The sequence below is a fragment of the Geomonas agri genome (assembly GCF_020179605.1).
GTDB classification, from domain to species: domain Bacteria; phylum Desulfobacterota; class Desulfuromonadia; order Geobacterales; family Geobacteraceae; genus Geomonas; species Geomonas agri.
Genome location: NZ_JAINZO010000002.1, coordinates 85,827 through 99,341, shown reverse-complemented (window position 1 = coordinate 99,341; position 13,515 = coordinate 85,827). Strand labels below are relative to the sequence as shown.

The window sequence follows — 13,515 nt, the reverse complement described above, 5'->3', positions numbered from 1 at the left end:
CTTGCAGTTTTGGGCAAAATGCATATAATGAATCCGGCCCAGCCCAGACACTCACGCCTGAAAGGAAGTATTTTGTCCAGCAAAAACCCGCGCCGCGCCGCCTTTGAGATCCTGCTCCGCATCGAAAAAGAGAAGTCCTTCGCAGACATCCTGATAGACCACGAACTGTCCAAGGACATGATCAAGGGGGCTGACCGCGGCCTGCTTACCGAACTGGTGTACGGTGTGCTGCGCCGGCAGGGGACCCTGGACCACATCATCGGGCAGTTTTCCAAGCAGAGAACCGACAAGCTCGAGCTCTACGTGCTGCTCCTGCTGCGCCTTGGGCTGTACCAGTGCTTCTTTCTGGACCGCGTCCCGGTTTCGGCTGCGGTGAACGAGACCGTGAAGCTCGCCAAGGAACTCGCGCCGCGCGCCTCCGGCTTTATCAACGCCATCCTGAGAAACGCCGACCGCAACCGCGACAATATCAGCTACCCGGACCGCACCGAGAACCCCGCCGGCTACCTGGCGGTACGCTACTCCCATCCCGCCTGGCTCACCAGGCAGTGGTGCGACCAACTGGGTGTGGACGGGGCCGAGGAACTGGCCACCGCCATGTCAGAGCCGCCCCCGTTCACCATCCGGGTCAACACCCTGCGCGCCTCCCGCGAGGCGCTCATGGCGCGCCTGGCCGAGGAGGGGGTTAACTGCAGCGAGACCCGCTGGTCCCCCGACGGCATCCGGCTGAACCAGTCCGGGCTCATTTCACGGCTTCCCTCGTTCCGCGACGGCCTTTTCACCGTGCAGGACGAGTCCTCGCAGCTGGCGCCCCTGTTCCTGGCGCCGGCAAAGGGTGACCGGGTGCTGGACGCCTGCGCGGCCCCGGGCGGCAAGACCACCCAGATCGCGCAGCTCATGGGGAACTCCGGCGAGATCTATGCCTGCGACGTGAACCACAAGAAGCTAAGACTGATCAAGGAAACCTGCGACCGGCTCGGCATCACCTCGGTGCGCACCTTCACCATGGACGCCACGGCGCCTTCCCCGGCCATCAAGGAGGTCACCTTCCAGCGCATCCTGGTCGACGCCCCCTGCTCGGGGCTCGGCGTGATCCGGCGCAACCCGGAAGGGAAGTGGAGCAAGTCCCCGGATGACTTGCTGCCGCAGGCCCGCACCCAGGTCACCATTCTGGAGAACCTCTGCAAGTACCTGGAGAAGGAGGGGATCCTCCTCTACGCCACCTGCTCCACCAGCGTGCAGGAGAACGAGTACGTTATCGACACCTTCCTGCGCGAGCACCCCGAGTTCGTCGCCGAGGACCTGCGCACGCTCTTCCCCCAGTTCGCGCCGCTGTTCACCGAGCGCGGCTTCTTCAGGAGCTGGCCGCACCGCGACGGCATGGACGGCTTTTTCGCCGCCCGCCTCAAGAAAATCAAGTAGGAGAAGCCATGAAAAAGATCGCACCTTCCATACTTTCCGCCGACTTCGCGCGTCTGGGCGAGGAAATCAAGGCCATCGAGACCGCCGGCGCCGACTATGTCCACATCGACGTCATGGACGGCCAGTTCGTCCCCAACATCACCATCGGCCCGCTGATCGTGGAGGCCGCGCGTAGGGCGACCACACTGCCGCTCGATGTGCACCTGATGATCGTTGACCCGGACCGCTACATCCCGGACTTCGCCAAGGCGGGGAGCGACATCATCGTGGTCCATGCGGAAGCGACCAACCACCTGCACCGCACCATCCAGTTGATCAAGTCCTTCGGCAAGAAGGCGGGCGTGTCGCTCAACCCGGCGACCCCGCTCAACGTGCTCGACTACGTCATGGAGGAGCTGGACCTGATCCTGCTGATGACGGTTAACCCGGGCTTCGGCGGCCAGTCCTTCATCGAGGCCTGCATCCCGAAGATCCAGACGCTGCGCGCCACCATGGACCGTAGGGGCGTGGAGGCTGAGCTCGAGGTGGACGGCGGGGTGAAGACCGACAACATCGCCCGCATCGCCCATGCCGGCGCCGACGTCTTCGTTGCCGGCAGCGCGGTCTTCAATTCCCCCGACTACGCCGCCACCATCGCGGAGCTTAAGCGGCGGGCCAAGGAGCCGGTGCTCTGATAGCCGAGCACGGGCAGGAACGGCCGGGGTCTCCGGCCGCGATCAGGGAGAGGCTGAAGGCCTCTCTCGCCGCGCGCCGGCGCGTCCCCATGGAAGCGGGGCCGGTTCCCGCCGCCGTCCTGCTCCCCCTGTTTTTGAAGAACGGGGAGTACCACATCCTCTTCACCAAGCGCACCACCCACCTCACCCACCATAGCGGCGAGATCTCCTTCCCTGGCGGGCGCTGCGAGGAAAGCGACCGCGACAGCGCCGACACCGCCACCCGCGAGGCGTGGGAGGAGGTCGGCATCGTCCCCTCCGACGTCGAGATTCTCGGCGAACTGGACGACTGCCACTCCATCCACAACTACCTGGTCACCCCCGTGGTCGGTATCTTCCCGGAAAACTACACTCTCACCGTCAACGACGCCGAGATCGAGCGCCTGATCGAGGTGCCCCTGGCGCACTTCTCCAAGCCGGGCGTGTACCGCGTCGAGTACTGGGATCACAAGGGGATCAAGAACTACCCGATGTACTTCTACCTCTACGGGGATGACGAGATCTGGGGTCTGACCGCGCGGATACTGAAGAACTTCCTGGACGTGTTCTGGGGAGTGGAGCAGGCGGGCGAGGAGTCGGAGCAGTTTTAGCGGGCTTTAGCCACTAACATCCTCTTCAGGTCGATGGCCAGCCGCTGCTGATCCTTTTGCAGCACGAAGCCCCGCTTCAGCACTCCCGCCTCGATCCCTTTCATGTGCAGCGCACCCCACGGAATGACGACGGTGTCGTACTTCTTGAGCGCCTCGTCGAGATAGCCGAGCAGCACCTCGTTGCGCCGGGTCAGGATGTCATCCATGATCACCTCCTGCATCTGGGGGGTGACGTTCTGCTCCGCCCAGCGGTTCAGGTTGAGCGCTGCTTCCACAAAGGACGGGCTCTTCTTGAGCTCCTTGCCCACTTGGTCCAGAAAACGCAGCGTCTCCGGACGGAAGGTGCTCAGGTCGGTGTCCGCCACCAGGATGTCCGGCTGGTCCCCCGTCGCCGGCTTGGGCGGCGCCTGCAGCCCCTTCTGATCGATCAGCTTCCCTGAAAAGAGCATTTTGTCCTGCGAGGCAAGCCCGAGGAAGCTCGCCACACCTCGATAGTCGAAATGGTGCCGCAGCACCTGTTTCTTGTCGGTCACCCCTTCCGCCAGCACAACTGTCTGCCCCTTGCCCGGTACCCGTGCCACGTCTTCGTAATATCCCTTCTCCCCTACGTGCACCATGCCGGTGAGCCGAAGCGTCTGGTTCCCTTTGCGGTACACCCGCTCGGTCAGGTAAAGCCCGCGCGGCGTCACCCTGATGAAGCCGGCCGTGTTGCCGAGCGCCCAGGCGTCGGCAAAGAACAGGGTCAGCGTGGCGAGCAGCACGGGCAGGACCACGACGTTGACGCCGGTGAAGACCAGCGTGTTCCGCGCCCCGAAGAAGGGCCCCTCGAAGCGCCATGCGGGCAGCGTCAGCCCCGGATCCTTGGCGTCACGGTAGCGCGCGATCATAAGCGGTGGGACGCAGAGCTGCACGAACGACATGGCCAGCGGGTAAAGCTTGGACTCGCTCAGCACCGGGAACGCCCAGGCCGCAAGGGGACAGACGAACAGGAACGCGATCAGCGGGATGAAGAGATTTTTTGGGAGGCGCCGGTCGATGCCCAGGAAGAAGTAGAGGGGGATGGCCAGGAGCAGCAACGAGTTGGCGACCTGGATCCTGAACAAGGTGAGCGGCGCAACCGGGGCAACCAGTGAGGAGAGCTCATCCAAAACGGAGAGGAAGCCGTCGGCGAAGAAAAGGATCAAAAAGACGTTGGCGAATTTTTTCATGGTGTCCGTAGGTTAAGGAGTCGCGTAGCAGCAGGCCGGGGCAAGCGGGCAGCCGTCACAGGAAGGTTTCTTGCGGCAGTGGCGCTTGCACTGCTCGACGATCAGGGCGTGGTACTCGTTGAACAGCGGGACCTCGGGCGGCAGGTGTCCCATGAACAGGGCGCGCACCCGGTGGTAGTCGTCCTTATCACTGACCAGGCCCAGCCGGGAAAAGAGGCGCCTGGTGTAGGCGTCTACCACGAAGGATGGTTTGCCGCCTGCGTAGAGGAGGATGGAGTCGCAGGTCTCGGGACCGATGCCGGGGACCCTGATCAGTTCGTCGCGCAGCGCCTGCCAACTGCCGGCGAACATGGCGTCCAGGCTGCCGTGGCGGCGCAAGAACCACTCGACAAATCCCTTCAAGCGTACGCTCTTCACGTTGAAGAAGCCGGAGGGGCGGATCAGGTCAGCGAGGCGCTCCTGCGGAATTTCGTGGATCGCTTGCACCGAGATGAGCCCTTCCCGCTTCAGGTTGACTATGGCCTTCTCGACGTTGATCCAGTTGGTGTTCTGGGTCAGGATGGCCCCGATGCAGACCTCGAACGGGGTATCGGCGGGCCACCAGTTGAGGGCGCCGTAGCGCCGGTACAGGGAGTCGAAAATTTCGAGCAGGCGGGTTTGCGGGTCGTTTGCTGCCAATAGATGCTCCGGGCCGGGGAAGTGACGCAGGCGTTAGTGCCGGCGGTCAACGTGGCTACGGTAGCAGCATTGCGCCCTCGGTGTCCAGAGGTTGTTGCGCAGAGGAGCCGGGGGAGAGGGTAGGGGGCTGGGAAGCGCGTACTCGCAGGGGGAATTTGCCTGTGGGCAGTAAAAAGGGCCGGCTGGAAAGAGCCGGCCCTTGTGGGCAACGTGAGCTTTGAAGAGAGTCCTATGGGGTGTTATTGAGGTCCTGCGCCAGGGAGGCCTCATCTTCCAGGAACTCCCTCGAATACCGGACGTAGTTCCCGGCTGAGCGTCCCAGCCAGGCAATCTCGTTTTCGGTCAGGTCCCGCTTGTACTTGGCGGGCGCGCCGACCCAGAGGGTGCCGGGGGGGATGACGGTCCCCTCGGTAACCAGGGCGCGAGCGCCGACCAGGGCCCCCTTGCCGACCACGGCCTTGTCCATGATCATGGCCTGCATGCCGATGAAGGCGCCGTCCTCGATGGTGCAGCCGTGCAGGGTGACGCTGTGCCCGACGGTGACGTCGTTACCGATGATGAGAGGGGCGCCCGGGTCTTCGGCGTGTTTCTTGTGGGTCACGTGCAGCATGGAGAGGTCCTGGATGTTGGTCCGGTCGCCGATGCTAATCGAGTTCACGTCGCCGCGCACCACGCAGTTGTACCAGATGCTTGCTTCCTTGCCGATGGTCACATCGCCGATGACCACAGCCCCCTCCGCGATGAAGGCGGATGGGTCGATCTTGGGATGCATGCCTTTGAAGGATCGGATCATACGTGCTCCTTGCGAAAGAAAGGTTCTACCAGCCCCTAGTCCCTGCCCCCTGCTTTTAGTCCCTCGGGATGGCGAGCATCCGGTCCAGGGCGCGCTTGGCGGGGATGCGGACCTCTTCGGGGACCTTGACCACCGGGGTCATGCTGGTGAGCGCCTCGTGCACGTCTTCCAGCGAGGTGAGTTTCATGTTGGGACAGATGAGGGCGGGGGAGGCGAGGATGAACTCCTTGTCCGGGTTCTCGCGCTTGAGCCTCCAGAGGATGCCCGCCTCGGTGCCGATGATGAAGCGTTTGGCGTCGCTCTTATTACAGTAGTCGTACATGCCGGTGGTGGAGCAGACGTGGTCGGCGAGTGCCACGACGGCCGGATTGCACTCCGGGTGGCAGACGAAAGGCGCGCCCGGATTCTGCTCCTTCAGTTCCTTGACCACCTCGGGCCGGAGCCTCTCGTGGGTGGGGCAGTACCCTTCCCAGAGGTGGAACTTCTTGTCGGTGAAGCGGGCCACATAGCTCCCCAGGTTCTTGTCCGGAGCGAAGATGATCTCCTGCTCGCTCATGGACTGGACCACCTTGAGGGCATTGGCGGAGGTGCAGCAGATGTCGCTCTCGGCCTTGACCGCGGCGGAGGAATTCACGTAGGTCACCACCGGCACACCGGGCAGTTTAGCCTTGAGCTGCTTCAACTCATCGGCCGAGACCATGTCGGCCATGGGGCACCCCGCGTCCAGGCGGGGGAGCAGTACGGTCTTCTCCGGTGCCAGGATCGAGGCCGATTCGGCCATGAAATGGACGCCGCAGAAGACGATCACCTCGGCGTCAGTCTTGGCCGCCTCAATGGAAAGAGCTAGCGAGTCACCGGTTATGTCAGCGATCTCCTGCACTTCGTCGCGCATGTAGTTGTGCGCCAGGAGCACTGCTTTGCGCTCCTTGAGCAGCGCTTTAATGTTGGCTTTTAAAGAGTCCTGCGTCATGTCTGTCACCACCAAACTGTCGTTCTCATTTGAAATATATGGTAAACAGGACCGATCTTAGACAATGTTCGGGATCATGTCAAACCAATTAAGGTCCTACCTTTGCAAGCTTGACACCTGTCGGTAAAACCTCTATTATTTTCTGGACTTTTTGTATGACAAACGCGTGTTTGAACGCATACCAAGCGAGGTAAATAGTATGTTCGGAATCGGGATGCCTGAACTGGTCATCATTTTGGTCATAGCACTCATCGTCATCGGCCCGCAGAAGCTGCCGGACCTGGCGAAGTCGCTCGGGAAGGGGTTGGCGGAGTTCAAGAAGGCCACCGATGACTTCAAGCAGACCATCGAGGCTGACAGCAGGACCGAAGAAGAGAAGGAGCACCTGGCCAAGCTGGCCGAGGCCAAGAAGAAGGCCGAGGAGGAGAAGGTGCGCGAGGCCGAGGAGCTCAAAGCCAAGGTCGAAGGCACCACCGTCGCTGCCGAGCCGGTACCGGCCACCGCGGCCGCCGCGGAAGGCGAGAAGAAGGCCTAGTTTTCGCCGGATATCCGGACGCGAAAAAGGCGGGGTCACCCCGCCTTTTTTCTTACCCGCACGCTGCATTATGTGATGATCGGTCCTGAGTGGGCACAGGTGACGCCATGTTCAACTGGTTCAGGAAAAACAAAGAGGAACTGAAGTTCCCCGACAGCGCCGCCGCCTTTGCCCACGCCTGCTCCATTGGCTACACGCCGCTCATCGGCGGGCTGGTTCCGGCACTGGTAGAGGAATCGGGCGGCCTGAACCGGGACGGCGAGCGCACCTTCCTGGTCCGCCTGGCCTCCCCTGAGCGGCCGTTGCAGCTTTGGAGCTGCACACTGAAGGGGGCGCCGGGGTACCCGGAAGAGGGGGAATTCGTCGGCTTTCGCGTAGTGACCATCGCCTCGGACCTCCCCGAACCCGCCAACCTGATCGGCTACATCGCCTGCCGGCTGGAACCGAGACTGGTGCCGGGCAAGGGATGGGCCGTGGCCCAGAGTTATACCCCCGAGAACATCAAGCCCGATTTTCGCCCCATGTAGGCAAGGCGGGCGAATGATTGTTCGCCCCTACACCCCGAAGAAGCCTAACTCAGCTCTCCCCACCCATGCTCTCTATTTCTGCGCCAGCACCAACTCGGCCGGGACCGGGTCACTCTCCCAGGTAATCTCCGGGTAGAGCGACTTGTCCAGCTTCAGGTAGGTGCCGTCCACCCCCGTCTCAGCCCACCAGCATTCGTTCCCCTTCACCGGGAGTTTGTCGAAAAGGTACAGGTCGTTGTTCTTGTCTCTGGCGAGGAACATGGTGCTCTCCTTTTTCCGTGGCGGCCGCAGCCGCAAACGGGAAGGCCCTCCCGCTCTGGCAGGAGGGCCTTCCGGTAATCAGTCAGTAGCTTACAGCTACTTGATCTTGAACTTGTCTCTGGCGATCTTCGCCTCTTCTGACTTCGGGTGCTCGTCAACCAGCTTCTTCAGGATGTAGGCGGCGCTCTTGTTGTCACCCAGTTCCCTGAAGGCCATGCCCTGTTTCAGCATGGCGGCCGGAGCCTTCTCCTTGCCCGGGTAGTTCTTGATCACTTCCTGGAACTCCAGCACCGCCTGCTCGTAGTTCTTTTCCTGGTAGTAGCTCTCGCCGATCCAGTACTGGGCGTTGGCGGCCAGGGGGTGCTTGGGGTACTGCACAAGGAAGCTGGCGAAGTACTCGCGGGCTTTCGCCCCCTGTCCCGCTTTCAAGGCATCCTGCCCCTGCTGGTAGAGCGCCTCGGGGGATTTGAGGGCCGCTTGCGCCTTGGCCTGCTGCTCCTCGATCCCCTTCTCCAGCTTGGTCATGCGCGCTTCCAGCGCGGCCAGCCTCTTGTTCAGATCTTCCTTAAGAAGGGCGACGTCGTCGGCCGGTTTCTGCGCCAGGATGCGCACGTCGTCCACCTTGCCGGTCAGAAGCTGCATATCCACCCTGGCACTCTCCAGGGTCGCCTGCAGGTCCGCGCCACCCTTACGGATGGACGCCATGTCCTTCTGATATCCGGCCATGTCCGCCTGCAGCGCCTCAAGGCTCTGCCGGTAACCGGCCAGCGATTTCTCCACCCCTTCTTTCACCTCGCCGCGGACCTCGTTCAGACCCCGGTCCAGTGTGAAGAGGCGGTTCTTGATCTCATCGTTATCGCGGCGCACCGACTCCAGGTCGCTCTGGCTGGCACAGCCGAAAAACGTGAGCAGAACCAGCGCTCCCAGCGCCCCCCTCGTAAACCTCATGACAAAACCTCCTTTAAGGCCGGTCGATAAAAAAAGGAGCCCGTAGGCTCCTTTGAGCTGCGTGGCACTCGTCACTTCACAACGACGAATTCGTCCCTTCTGTTCTTGGCCCAGGCCGCCTCGTCGTGGCCGGCATCGACCGGTTTCTCTTCGCCGTAGCTGATGATGCTGATGCGCTCGGAGGAGATGCCCAGGTTGACCAGGTAATCCTTGGCTGCCTTGGCCCTTCTCTCGCCCAGCGCCATGTTGTAGTCGTCGGAACCGCGCTCGTCGCAGTTACCCTCGATGCGGATCTTGATAGACGGCTGCTTGCTCAGGTACTCGGCGTTCCGGGTCAGGATGTTGCGCGAGTCCTCGGAGAGGTCGGAAGAGTCGAAGTTGAAGTAGATCTTCTGCAACTGCCCCTGCAGGTCCCCCGTCGTCGCCTTGGGCGTCTCGCGTACCGGCTCCTGTGCCACCACCGGCTCGCGCACCGGGGTCTGCTCGGTGACCGGCGCCTTGGGCGTCGTGGTTTCCTTGGACGGCTTAGCTGCTTCGGGGGCGGGGGCCGTGACCGACGGAGCTGCCTCCTCGGGCTTGACCATGTCTTTCTTGGCGCAGCCTCCCGCTACCAAAGCTCCCATGCAGAGAACAACCAGGCATCCGGCGATATTCTTGCGCATTCCCCACTCCTTTTCATCTATGGAATATGGGCACCGCTGCTGCCGATGCCCCTTACAAAAAAACGACTGAAAGTATACCCACCTTTTTCAGGTTAGGCAACGGTAATGCTCCCGTCTTTACCAGTTCACCGACCAGGTCGGGTGGGTATTCTGCGCCCGGTCCGGGGAGATCCTGGTCTGGCCGCTGCCGTCGGCGCGCATCAGGTACAGCCCTTCGCCGCCGTCGCGGGTGGAGCTGAAAACGATGAAACGGCCGTCGGGGGAGTAGCGGGGATGTTCGTTGTTCCCCACGCTGGTGAGCTGGGTGTCGCCGGAGCCGTCCGGGTTGATGGCGTAGATCTGGAATCCACCCTCTTTGCGCGCGTAGACGATGCGGTCACCCTTGGGAGACCAGCGCGGGGTGACGTTGTAGGCGCCGTTGGTGGTGAGCCGCCTGACGTTGCTGCCGTTGGCGTCCATCACGAAGAGCTGCGGCTTGCCCAGCCGGTCGGAGACGAAGGCGATCCTGGAGCCGTCGGGAGACCATGCGGGGGAGACGTCGATGGCGTGGCTGTTGGTGAGCCGCACCAGGTTCTTGCCGTCCCGGCTCATCTGGTAGATCTCCGAGTTGCCGTCCTTGGAGAGGACCAGGGCGATCTTGTTGCCGTCGGGGGAGAAGACGCCCATGGCATTCAGGCCGCTCCTGGAGGAGAGGCGCGCCTCCTGGCCGGTGAACAACTCGCGGCGGTACAGATCCGGATTCCCCTTCTTATAGGAGGTGTAGATGATCTCCTTGCCCGAGGGGGCGAAGTCGGGGTAGAGGTTGATCGAGCCGTTGTTGGTGAGCCGCTGCGGGTTGTGCCCGTCGTAATCCATGATGAAGATCTCCTTGTTGCCGGAGGCCTTGGATACGTAGGCGATCTTGCCGGTGAACGGGCCCTTGGCGCCGGTCAGCACGCGCAGCACCTCGTCGGAGAAGGCGTGACCCATGCGGCGCAGATCCTTCACGCGGCCGCTGTAGCGCTTGGCGATGAGTTCCCGGTTCAGCACCTGGTCCACCAGGCGGCATTCCAGGATGGCCGTCTCCCCCTGCACACTGTAGGCGCTCTTTAAGAGCAGCGCGCCTGCAGCCTCGCTGGGGGCGATCTCGAAGGGGCCGGCGATGCCGAGGTCGAAGCCGAACAGTTCGGGGAGCTCACGCGCCACGTCACCGGGAACGGACCCGGAGAGTGCCGTGGTGGCCCCGATGGCCAGCTTCATTTTCCCGGAGGTTGGGGCGGTGACGTCGAGGTAGCTCTCCGCCGCGAAGCCCTGTGGACCGAGGACCAGTAACAGCAAAATAAGAAGGATTCTCATCATATCTATTTCACCCCTTCAGGCATGAAGCGAAACACGCGTTTGTACTGGGTGCGGTTGGGCGGCGGCACCAGTGTCTTGCCCGCCAGCGCGACCGCCCTTTGCACGGCCTCGTCGAAGAACGGATCTCCTGATCCCTTTTCCACTCGGTAGTCGATGCTCCCATCAGGAGAGACCGTGATGGTGGCGATCACCTGCGGCGCCTTGGTCTGCGTGGCGATGACCTGCTTGAGAGCGTCCCTGAGCCGGGACTGTAGGTACGAAGAATAATCGCTCCCCGCCTGGTTCCCGGTTGCCCCGGGCATCCCGGTGCGGGTGCTTCCTCTTTTCTTGAGGGCATCCAGCACCGCGGCCTGGCGGCGGTCCTCGGCCTTTTGCTGCAGCTTGGCCATCCGATCGTTGAAAGCCTTGTCCTCGGCCTCTTTCTGCTGCTGCTCGCTTTTGGCCTGGGATTTTTGGGGCGGCGTCTTGGCTGCGGGCTTGGTCGGCAGCGCCATGGCCGGCTTGGCAGGAGCCGGGGGGGCTGGGGGCGGCGCGGCGGGAGCCTTGGCCTCGGCCGGCGCCGGCGCTTGCGGCATGCCACTTTGCGGCGCAGCGACCGGCAGCGTCACCATGTCAACGTAGGTGACCGGGTTTTCGTCCCGATGGAACTCAGGGAGGAAGTGCCAGTTCGCGATGATCAGGAATACGACCAGGTGGCAGGCGAGGGAGAACGCCATCATCCCCCCCGGCCCCGGGTAGTTGCGCGTGAACGCGGTTTTCATCGGCGTTGCGGGGACTCCGTCACCATGCCCAGGCGCTCCACACCGGCTCCCTTGATCTGGGCCATGACCCGGACTACGTCGCCGTAGGGAACCGCCTGGTCCGCCTTGAGGAATACCTCGCGCTTCTCGCGGCCGGCCAGCATGGTGGTCAGTTTATCTTTGAGTTGGTCGGCCGGTACCTCGGTCGAGTTGATGAAGGTCTTGCCAGACTGCTCCACGGAGACCACCAGGGTGTCCTCCTTGGGCGCCAGCGCCTTGGTGTCCGCCTTCGGGAGGTTAACCTGAACCCCCTGCTGCATCATCGGCGCGGTGACCATGAAGATGATCAAGAGCACCAGCATGACGTCGACCAGAGGCGTGACGTTTATCTGCGACATGGTGCCGCGATCGCCGTTATCCCTGTTGCCGAACTCCATGGCTTATCTCCCCGCGAAGTTACGCTGTACGATGTTGAGGAATTCGGTGGAGAAGCTGTCCATCTCGGAGATGAGCACCTTGATCTTGTGCTGGAAGTGGTTGTAGCCCATAACCGCCGGGATCGCGGCGACCAAGCCGATGGCGGTGGCGATCAGCGCCTCGGCGATGCCCGGGGCTACGACTGCCAGGGATGCGGAGCCGCTCTGGCCGATCTTCTCGAAGGCGGTCATGATGCCCCAGACGGTGCCGAAGAGGCCGACGAACGGTGCGGTGGCGCCGGTGGTGGCCAGGAAGGTCAGGTATTTCTCCAGGCGGGTGATCTCGATGGTGGTGGCGCGGCGCAGGGCGCGGGCGATGTTGTCGATCCCGCCCAGGTCGGTACTGACGATGTTCGGGTCAGCCTTCTCCTCGACCTTTTCCTGCAGTTTCCGGAGCTCACCGTAGCCCTCCTGGAACAAGACGGTGAGGGGGGAGTGCTCGAAGCGGTCCAGTTGCGAGTTGATGGCGTCGAAGCGCTTTGCTTTCCAGAAGAATTCCAGGAAGCGCTCAGAGGCGCCATTGGCGCGGTACACCTGCAGCAGCTTGTAGAAGATGATGCCCCAGGATACCACCGAGAAATAGAGCAACAGCAAAAGTACCAGTTTTACGACCAGGCCGGTCGAAGCAAGCATGCCCACGTAACACCCTCCGCGGTTAGATGGAAATCAAACTGAAAAAATATGCTGAACCATTGGGGAAGTCAACAGGAAACACGTGCCGTACGGCGCTGGCGCGCGAACCCCGGAAATTTAACGCAAAGGCGCCAAGGCGCAAAGGTAAAACCTTTTTAGTGACTTTTGGTTCCTGCTTCTCTTCGCGCCTTGGCGTTCCTTAATTGTCTTTAGTCTTTAGTAGCACTCCGGGCGCCGGTCCTGGAAGCAGTTGATGCTTGCGCGCCAGGAGGTGATCTCGGCGGGGTCGAGAATGGCGGTCGGCTCGCAGTTCTCGTAGCCACCTTCGGCGAGGAGCTCTCCCTTCGGGTTGACGATCAGGGACGAACCGAAGAAGTCGAGTTTGCCGATCATGCCGCAGGTGTTGGTGGCGACCACGAAGAGCTGGTTCTCGATGGCGCGGGCGCGGATCAGGGTGCGCCAGTGCTCTTCGCGCGGCTTGGGCCACTCGCCGGTGATGACCAGGATCTCAGCGCCGTCGACGGCGAGCCTGCGTGAGAGCTCGGGGAAGCGAAGGTCGTAGCAGATGATGACGCCGATCTTGCCGACGCTCGTGTCGAGCAGGCAGACCGAGTCCCCGCGGTCCAGGTGCCGGTCCTCGTGCATCAGGCCGAAGAGGTGCATCTTCCGGTAGCTACCGACCAGCTTGCCGCGGTCGGCGACGTAGGAGGTGTTGTAGACCTTCTCGCCGTGGGGTTCCGGGAGGCTGCCGATGATTGTCATGCCGAGCTCGCCGGAAAGATCCACTACCTGCTCCACCAGGGCCGGGGTCCGCAGGGCCAGCTGGTTCAGCTGACGGTAGTCGAAAGCGCAACTCCACATCTCCGGCAGAACCGCAAGCTCCACCCCGTCCTTGGCGAGCTGGTGCAGCTTCTCCGTCACGTACGCGAGGTTCTTGTCGATGTCCCCCAGCGCTATGTTGAACTGCAGCGCGGCGGCTTTGATGCTCTTCTGCATGTCCCCTCCTGGTTTTCCCTTTGCG

Annotated in this window: 17 protein-coding genes; 5 read left to right on the top strand and 12 right to left on the bottom strand. The window is 62.4% G+C overall.

The genetic code is table 11. The features are described from left to right. Positions 1-72 precede the first annotated feature (72 nt). The 3 genes from rsmB to K7R21_RS11845 all read left to right on the top strand — a co-directional run bounded on the left by rsmB (position 73) and on the right by K7R21_RS11845 (position 2,725). Positions 73-1,422, top strand: coding sequence for a 16S rRNA (cytosine(967)-C(5))-methyltransferase RsmB (rsmB, locus tag K7R21_RS11855; protein WP_224983529.1), 1,350 nt, complete (start codon positions 73-75; stop codon positions 1,420-1,422). Between the two features lie 8 nt (positions 1,423-1,430). Continuing rightward, entirely contained in the window at positions 1,431-2,096 is a 666-nt protein-coding gene (rpe, locus tag K7R21_RS11850; protein WP_224983528.1) for a ribulose-phosphate 3-epimerase, read from the top strand. Between the two features lie 89 nt (positions 2,097-2,185). Then, positions 2,186-2,725 (top strand): NUDIX hydrolase, encoded by a 540-nt coding sequence (locus K7R21_RS11845; RefSeq protein WP_224983527.1) that lies wholly within the window; start codon positions 2,186-2,188, stop codon positions 2,723-2,725. On the opposite strand, the gene K7R21_RS11840 is transcribed toward K7R21_RS11845, so the two are convergent. The 4 genes from K7R21_RS11840 to nadA all read right to left on the bottom strand — a co-directional run bounded on the left by K7R21_RS11840 (position 2,722) and on the right by nadA (position 6,374). After that, positions 2,722-3,933 (bottom strand): TraB/GumN family protein, encoded by a 1,212-nt coding sequence (locus K7R21_RS11840; protein ID WP_224983526.1) that lies wholly within the window; start codon positions 3,931-3,933, stop codon positions 2,722-2,724. The genes K7R21_RS11845 and K7R21_RS11840 overlap by 4 nt on opposite strands. 12 nt (positions 3,934-3,945) lie before the next feature. Further along, positions 3,946-4,611 (bottom strand): endonuclease III domain-containing protein, encoded by a 666-nt coding sequence (locus tag K7R21_RS11835; protein ID WP_224983525.1) that lies wholly within the window; start codon positions 4,609-4,611, stop codon positions 3,946-3,948. A 229-nt stretch (positions 4,612-4,840) separates the two neighbouring features. Beyond that, positions 4,841-5,404 (bottom strand): gamma carbonic anhydrase family protein, encoded by a 564-nt coding sequence (locus tag K7R21_RS11830; protein ID WP_224983524.1) that lies wholly within the window; start codon positions 5,402-5,404, stop codon positions 4,841-4,843. Positions 5,405-5,459: 55 nt separating this feature from the next. Continuing rightward, positions 5,460-6,374, bottom strand: a complete 915-nt coding sequence (gene nadA / locus K7R21_RS11825; protein WP_224983523.1) for a quinolinate synthase NadA — start codon at positions 6,372-6,374, stop codon at positions 5,460-5,462. Between the two features lie 199 nt (positions 6,375-6,573). On the opposite strand from nadA, the gene tatB reads away from it, so the two are divergent. After that, positions 6,574-6,909 (top strand): Sec-independent protein translocase protein TatB, encoded by a 336-nt coding sequence (gene tatB, locus K7R21_RS11820; RefSeq protein WP_224983522.1) that lies wholly within the window; start codon positions 6,574-6,576, stop codon positions 6,907-6,909. Between the two features lie 107 nt (positions 6,910-7,016). Continuing rightward, the gene (locus K7R21_RS11815) at positions 7,017-7,436 is read left to right on the top strand and encodes a hypothetical protein (RefSeq protein WP_224983521.1); all 420 of its coding nucleotides are present in this window, start codon (positions 7,017-7,019) and stop codon (positions 7,434-7,436) included. Between the two features lie 72 nt (positions 7,437-7,508). Here the strand turns inward: K7R21_RS11815 and K7R21_RS11810 are convergent, their stop codons facing one another. The 8 genes from K7R21_RS11810 to K7R21_RS11775 form a co-directional block, all read right to left on the bottom strand. Next, positions 7,509-7,697, bottom strand: coding sequence for a hypothetical protein (locus K7R21_RS11810; RefSeq protein WP_224983520.1), 189 nt, complete (start codon positions 7,695-7,697; stop codon positions 7,509-7,511). 96 nt (positions 7,698-7,793) lie between these two features. After that, positions 7,794-8,645: a tol-pal system protein YbgF gene (gene ybgF / locus K7R21_RS11805; RefSeq protein WP_224983519.1), complete on the bottom strand. Its 852-nt coding sequence runs from the start codon at positions 8,643-8,645 to the stop codon at positions 7,794-7,796. 71 nt (positions 8,646-8,716) lie between these two features. Continuing rightward, positions 8,717-9,307 (bottom strand): peptidoglycan-associated lipoprotein Pal, encoded by a 591-nt coding sequence (pal, locus tag K7R21_RS11800; protein WP_224983518.1) that lies wholly within the window; start codon positions 9,305-9,307, stop codon positions 8,717-8,719. Positions 9,308-9,424: 117 nt separating this feature from the next. After that, entirely contained in the window at positions 9,425-10,642 is a 1,218-nt protein-coding gene (tolB, locus tag K7R21_RS11795; RefSeq protein ID WP_224984892.1) for a Tol-Pal system beta propeller repeat protein TolB, read from the bottom strand. Positions 10,643-10,647: 5 nt separating this feature from the next. Further along, positions 10,648-11,406, bottom strand: a complete 759-nt coding sequence (locus K7R21_RS11790) for an energy transducer TonB (protein ID WP_224983517.1) — start codon at positions 11,404-11,406, stop codon at positions 10,648-10,650. Continuing rightward, positions 11,403-11,822, bottom strand: a complete 420-nt coding sequence (gene tolR, locus K7R21_RS11785) for a protein TolR (RefSeq protein ID WP_183350443.1) — start codon at positions 11,820-11,822, stop codon at positions 11,403-11,405. Before tolR ends, K7R21_RS11790 begins: the two co-directional genes overlap by 4 nt. 3 nt (positions 11,823-11,825) lie before the next feature. Beyond that, positions 11,826-12,500 (bottom strand): protein TolQ, encoded by a 675-nt coding sequence (tolQ, locus tag K7R21_RS11780; protein ID WP_224983516.1) that lies wholly within the window; start codon positions 12,498-12,500, stop codon positions 11,826-11,828. Positions 12,501-12,710: 210 nt separating this feature from the next. Further along, positions 12,711-13,490, bottom strand: coding sequence for a carbon-nitrogen family hydrolase (locus K7R21_RS11775; protein ID WP_224983515.1), 780 nt, complete (start codon positions 13,488-13,490; stop codon positions 12,711-12,713). Between the last annotated feature and the right edge of the window lie 25 nt (positions 13,491-13,515).

Coding starts and splice junctions, on each gene's coding strand:
- tolB (WP_224984892.1), bottom strand. CDS start 10,642: ATGAGAATCCTTCTTATTTTGCTGTTACTGGTCCTCGGTCCACAGGGC.
- K7R21_RS11840 (WP_224983526.1), bottom strand. CDS start 3,933: ATGAAAAAATTCGCCAACGTCTTTTTGATCCTTTTCTTCGCCGACGGC.
- K7R21_RS11810 (WP_224983520.1), bottom strand. CDS start 7,697: ATGTTCCTCGCCAGAGACAAGAACAACGACCTGTACCTTTTCGACAAA.
- pal (WP_224983518.1), bottom strand. CDS start 9,307: ATGCGCAAGAATATCGCCGGATGCCTGGTTGTTCTCTGCATGGGAGCT.
- K7R21_RS11845 (WP_224983527.1), top strand. CDS start 2,186: ATGGAAGCGGGGCCGGTTCCCGCCGCCGTCCTGCTCCCCCTGTTTTTG.
- K7R21_RS11815 (WP_224983521.1), top strand. CDS start 7,017: ATGTTCAACTGGTTCAGGAAAAACAAAGAGGAACTGAAGTTCCCCGAC.
- tatB (WP_224983522.1), top strand. CDS start 6,574: ATGTTCGGAATCGGGATGCCTGAACTGGTCATCATTTTGGTCATAGCA.
- K7R21_RS11830 (WP_224983524.1), bottom strand. CDS start 5,404: ATGATCCGATCCTTCAAAGGCATGCATCCCAAGATCGACCCATCCGCC.
- tolR (WP_183350443.1), bottom strand. CDS start 11,822: ATGGAGTTCGGCAACAGGGATAACGGCGATCGCGGCACCATGTCGCAG.
- K7R21_RS11775 (WP_224983515.1), bottom strand. CDS start 13,490: ATGCAGAAGAGCATCAAAGCCGCCGCGCTGCAGTTCAACATAGCGCTG.
- rpe (WP_224983528.1), top strand. CDS start 1,431: ATGAAAAAGATCGCACCTTCCATACTTTCCGCCGACTTCGCGCGTCTG.
- K7R21_RS11790 (WP_224983517.1), bottom strand. CDS start 11,406: ATGAAAACCGCGTTCACGCGCAACTACCCGGGGCCGGGGGGGATGATG.
- ybgF (WP_224983519.1), bottom strand. CDS start 8,645: ATGAGGTTTACGAGGGGGGCGCTGGGAGCGCTGGTTCTGCTCACGTTT.
- nadA (WP_224983523.1), bottom strand. CDS start 6,374: ATGACGCAGGACTCTTTAAAAGCCAACATTAAAGCGCTGCTCAAGGAG.